The following is a 3,645-nucleotide window of genomic DNA, read 5'->3' as shown; positions in this document are numbered from 1 at the left end:
CATTAATATAGTCATTGATTGGAGTCGCAATTCGGGTCAAGCCGCCCATATTGTCAGTCGCGACGGATGTATGCTGGTCAATGTCTTGAACGACGAACATGATACCCTTGCTGCAATTCCTGCATACACAAAATAACTCCATAGTTCTTAACCAATTATACTTTCTATCAACTACATTAATATTCTTCACATCAAATGTATTCTTTCGTATTCCACATCTCGGACAGTCTTGTATCAACATAGACATTCGCGCAATCCAGACACGTTCTGTTGTCGGGTGAAGTTAAACCAAAAACCCTCATTCGCAAGGGAACGGCAGTGCGTTTTGAGTATGCGCAGGAAGGCCCATGCGGTCAGTCCGCCATATACTCGGAAGCTGGCACCTTCTTTCGAAGCTTAATTCCGATGTTCATCCGCTGCTGTCCGGCGTTGAGATGACGATATTCAGTTTCGATCCCGTAAGCTCGTGCTACTTCATAAAGACGGTCAAGGTTCAGACTTCCGTCTATGTTCCTGACTTTGCCGTTGAGCCACGCGTTGAAGGGGCTGGCAGCCGTCTTTTCCATCCAAGCCTGACGCTGCTCGGGCGTGATCGTCATGGATCGCTCGCGAGGCGCATTCGGGTCCGTGTATCGTGCAGCCGTTGTGAAGATGCTTTCGCGAGTGATGCGCATACCCTGCTTATCGAGCTCAAGTCCCGCTGCTTCCATGATCTGACGGCCCATGTGCCCGACTAGCTGCTTGAGCCGATCTTGGGCGATGTCCGGACCGAACTCGCGCAGAAGCCCAGGAGCGAGGGGCTCAACGGCGGCGCGATCGAGATACGTGGCAGTGAGCATCCGCACCACATTGTCGGGCCGAACCATGAACTGCCAGATCGCTTGGCCTAGGTCGGTGTCGAACAGGTCTCGGAAGTTCTGCGGCTCGTATGTGAGGCCGGAAAGATCCGGCAGGTCCCATCCAGTCATGTGCCTGCTCTCCCTTTAACACCTGTCTTTTATAACACGTGTTCAGGGCATTTGCAACACCTGTCTCATATGACAGGTGTAAAATTTTGCTCCCTCCGAGGATTTTTGGGTATGACGACGGGGACCGGCGTCGTCGGTTCGCTATGAATGCACCTTTTTCGGACCAGCACTCGCGGCTGCTTTCGACCCCAATCAGCCCTTGGCAGCGCGCTCCACGGCGACATCCAGCGTAGTCCAGTTGGACACTTCGACGCCCGTCTCGTCGTAGATCAGGTATCCGTGGATCGGCCCTTCGGGCACCTCGATGGCTGTGGCCCATCCCTCGCCCACGCGCTGCGACCTCGGTGTTAGGCTGGGGGCCAGATCGGCGAGTTCACGTTCAGTGATGGGTCCGAGCGCCTTTGCACCTGCCTCGGCGGCTCCCGCGGCAGTAGCGAACACTCCGGTGAGGGTCTCGTAAGGGACAGGCGCTTTCCAGGGTGGGAAGATCGCCAACTTGACCGTGTAGCTCATAGGCCCATCGTCTCACCGGAGGCCCTACCACCGAGTTCCGCTTCCCACCCGAAACGGCTGATCCGCATGGTTCGGTTTGGGTATGCCTTCCCTGAACCGACCTCTGGAAGGTCCGCAAAAGCATAGTTGACCAACCAAAACAGACCAACGTAGTGTGAACCATCCTAAGTGAACTAGGAGGGTTTGCGGTGTTCGTTCGGGCTTATTTACGAGCGTCTGATCTGAACCAAGACGCCAACCGTGCGCGTGGGGCGTTGGAAGCCTTCGCCGCGGAGAGAGGGCTACAGATCGCCTCTTGGTATGTGGAGAATGAGTCAGGGTCCAAGCTGGCACGCCCGGAACTGTTCAGGCTCCTCCGGGACGCACAGCCGGGAGATGTGGCGCTGCTGGAGGCCGTGGACAGACTTACGAGGYTGACGGCCGGCGATTGGGAACGCTTGAAGGCTGAGATCGCCGGCCGACAGATCCGCGTCGTGGCCTTGGATCTTCCGACAAGCTGGATGATGGCGACGAACGGGACAGACGCGTTCACCAGCCGGATGTTTGAAGCGGTGAACGGTATGATGCTGGACATGCTGGCCGCTGTCGCTCGCAAGGATTACGAAGACCGCAGGCGGCGTCAGGCGGAAGGCCAAGCCAAAGCCAAGGCGGAAGGGAGGTATCGAGGGCGGCCGGAGGATACGAAGCGGAACGCCACCATTACGGCCATGTTAGGCAAGGGGCTGTCATGGTCACAGGTCCAATCAGCCACTGAATGCAGCCGAGCGACAATCGCTAAGATTGCCAAGCGCGCTCGGCTGGACACTGCGCCCTAGATCTGAGCTTATTCAGATATTCTTGTAGATCTACAGGCAGCCAATCACGCAACCTATAGCGCCAATACCTAGAGCCCCAACATTATTTTCGATACATTTCCAAACATCATCTTGTGTTTTTGCATTCAGCATACAAGCTACTATCGAACTTCCGGCACCCATCATACAACCGAGCACGCATGGCACGCTCAGTGATGTTTTGAACGCCTTAGTATCAAACACCGCATTGCCGCGACCGAAATCAATGACCCACTCTCCGTGGGATAATTCTTTGTTTATTTTCTTGTTTCTGGCATAGACAGTTATCTTAACTCTACTATCGGCAACATCTGCCTGTATATGCGCACTGTATATTTCGTCATCGTTCTTGTATACTTTGATGTTCTTCTCAAACGAGACTGCCATCGCACCCTCTAGGCTAGCCATACATGCCAACCTTCAAATGGAACTCTTATCAATAACGTCAATCAGGGTGGATGGTAGGTATCGGGGGCGGCCGGAGGATACGAACCAGAACACGACCTTCGCCGTGATTTTGGGCAAGGGGCTGTCATGGTCACAGGTCCAGGCTGCTACCCGCTGTAACCGTGCAACTGTTGCAAAGATTGCTAAGTGAGCCGCCCAACCGTGATCGCGCCGGCGAACGCACACCCAGGCCGACCCTCCCTTTGCAACACTAGTTTCGTTCCTGTTTCGTTCTAGATGCCTGTCCGGCAATGGGGAGGGTCTGAACGGTGGCGCGGCGCGGGGTCTACGTTCGGGCAGAGGCAGTCCACTTCCTAGAGGACGCTGGCCGGTTCCGCAGGCAGTGTGTCGAGGTCCTATCTCGGGCCAAGCCTCAAGGGCCGCTCTACAAGGCCGTGGAGGCTGTAGTGGACGCAATCGATGGTGTAGCCGAAGTCGTGGCCGGCGACCGCAGGAAGTTCTACCAAAGTGATATGACTACGCCCGGCGAAGCCCTACCACCCGTGAAGTGGCGGACGGCCGAGTAGTTCAGTGCATGTTCAGAAAGATAGTCCTTGTGTCGGATTTTACCATTGACAACGTATCCATTTTCTGATATGGTTATTTCTTATTTTCATAGATGCGCCCGATATCACTGAACATTTTGTGTTTGACTTTATTGAAAAAGTGTTTATAATGGACAGTGTCTCGATGATATAATATACTTACCTACCATAGATACAGACTTACTGATGTAATCCAAGCCTCTGTGCAAGGGTTATTGGTGAAAGGGCTCTCAGACCCATCACCGCTATCCTATCTCTATAACTGTTGTTGAAGAACTCAACCTTGCTGGAAACAGTGAGGTAACTGGCATGTTCTCAAGCATCTTATTGTAATCACCG

At 53.9% G+C, this 3,645-nt stretch carries 4 protein-coding genes; 1 reads left to right on the top strand and 3 read right to left on the bottom strand.

Translation table 11 applies throughout. The features are described 5' to 3' along the window. Nucleotides 1-353 precede the first annotated feature (353 nt). Nucleotides 354-968: a hypothetical protein gene (locus AC1DXK_RS30500; protein ID WP_477299673.1), complete on the bottom strand. Its 615-nt coding sequence runs from the start codon at nucleotides 966-968 to the stop codon at nucleotides 354-356. 192 nt (nucleotides 969-1,160) lie between these two features. Continuing rightward, nucleotides 1,161-1,481, bottom strand: a complete 321-nt coding sequence (locus AC1DXK_RS30495; protein WP_477299672.1) for a hypothetical protein — start codon at nucleotides 1,479-1,481, stop codon at nucleotides 1,161-1,163. A gap of 188 nt (nucleotides 1,482-1,669) precedes the next feature. On the opposite strand from AC1DXK_RS30495, the gene AC1DXK_RS30490 reads away from it, so the two are divergent. Further along, nucleotides 1,670-2,296: a recombinase family protein gene (locus AC1DXK_RS30490; RefSeq protein ID WP_477299671.1), complete on the top strand. Its 627-nt coding sequence runs from the start codon at nucleotides 1,670-1,672 to the stop codon at nucleotides 2,294-2,296. Between the two features lie 30 nt (nucleotides 2,297-2,326). Here the strand turns inward: AC1DXK_RS30490 and AC1DXK_RS30485 are convergent, their stop codons facing one another. Next, nucleotides 2,327-2,722: a hypothetical protein gene (locus AC1DXK_RS30485; protein ID WP_477299670.1), complete on the bottom strand. Its 396-nt coding sequence runs from the start codon at nucleotides 2,720-2,722 to the stop codon at nucleotides 2,327-2,329. Nucleotides 2,723-3,645 lie beyond the last annotated feature (923 nt).

The organism is Methylobacterium sp. P3_A11, assembly GCF_056403155.1.
The sequence above is the reverse complement of the archived record's forward strand: the minus strand, read 5'-3'. Positions and strand labels throughout refer to the sequence as shown.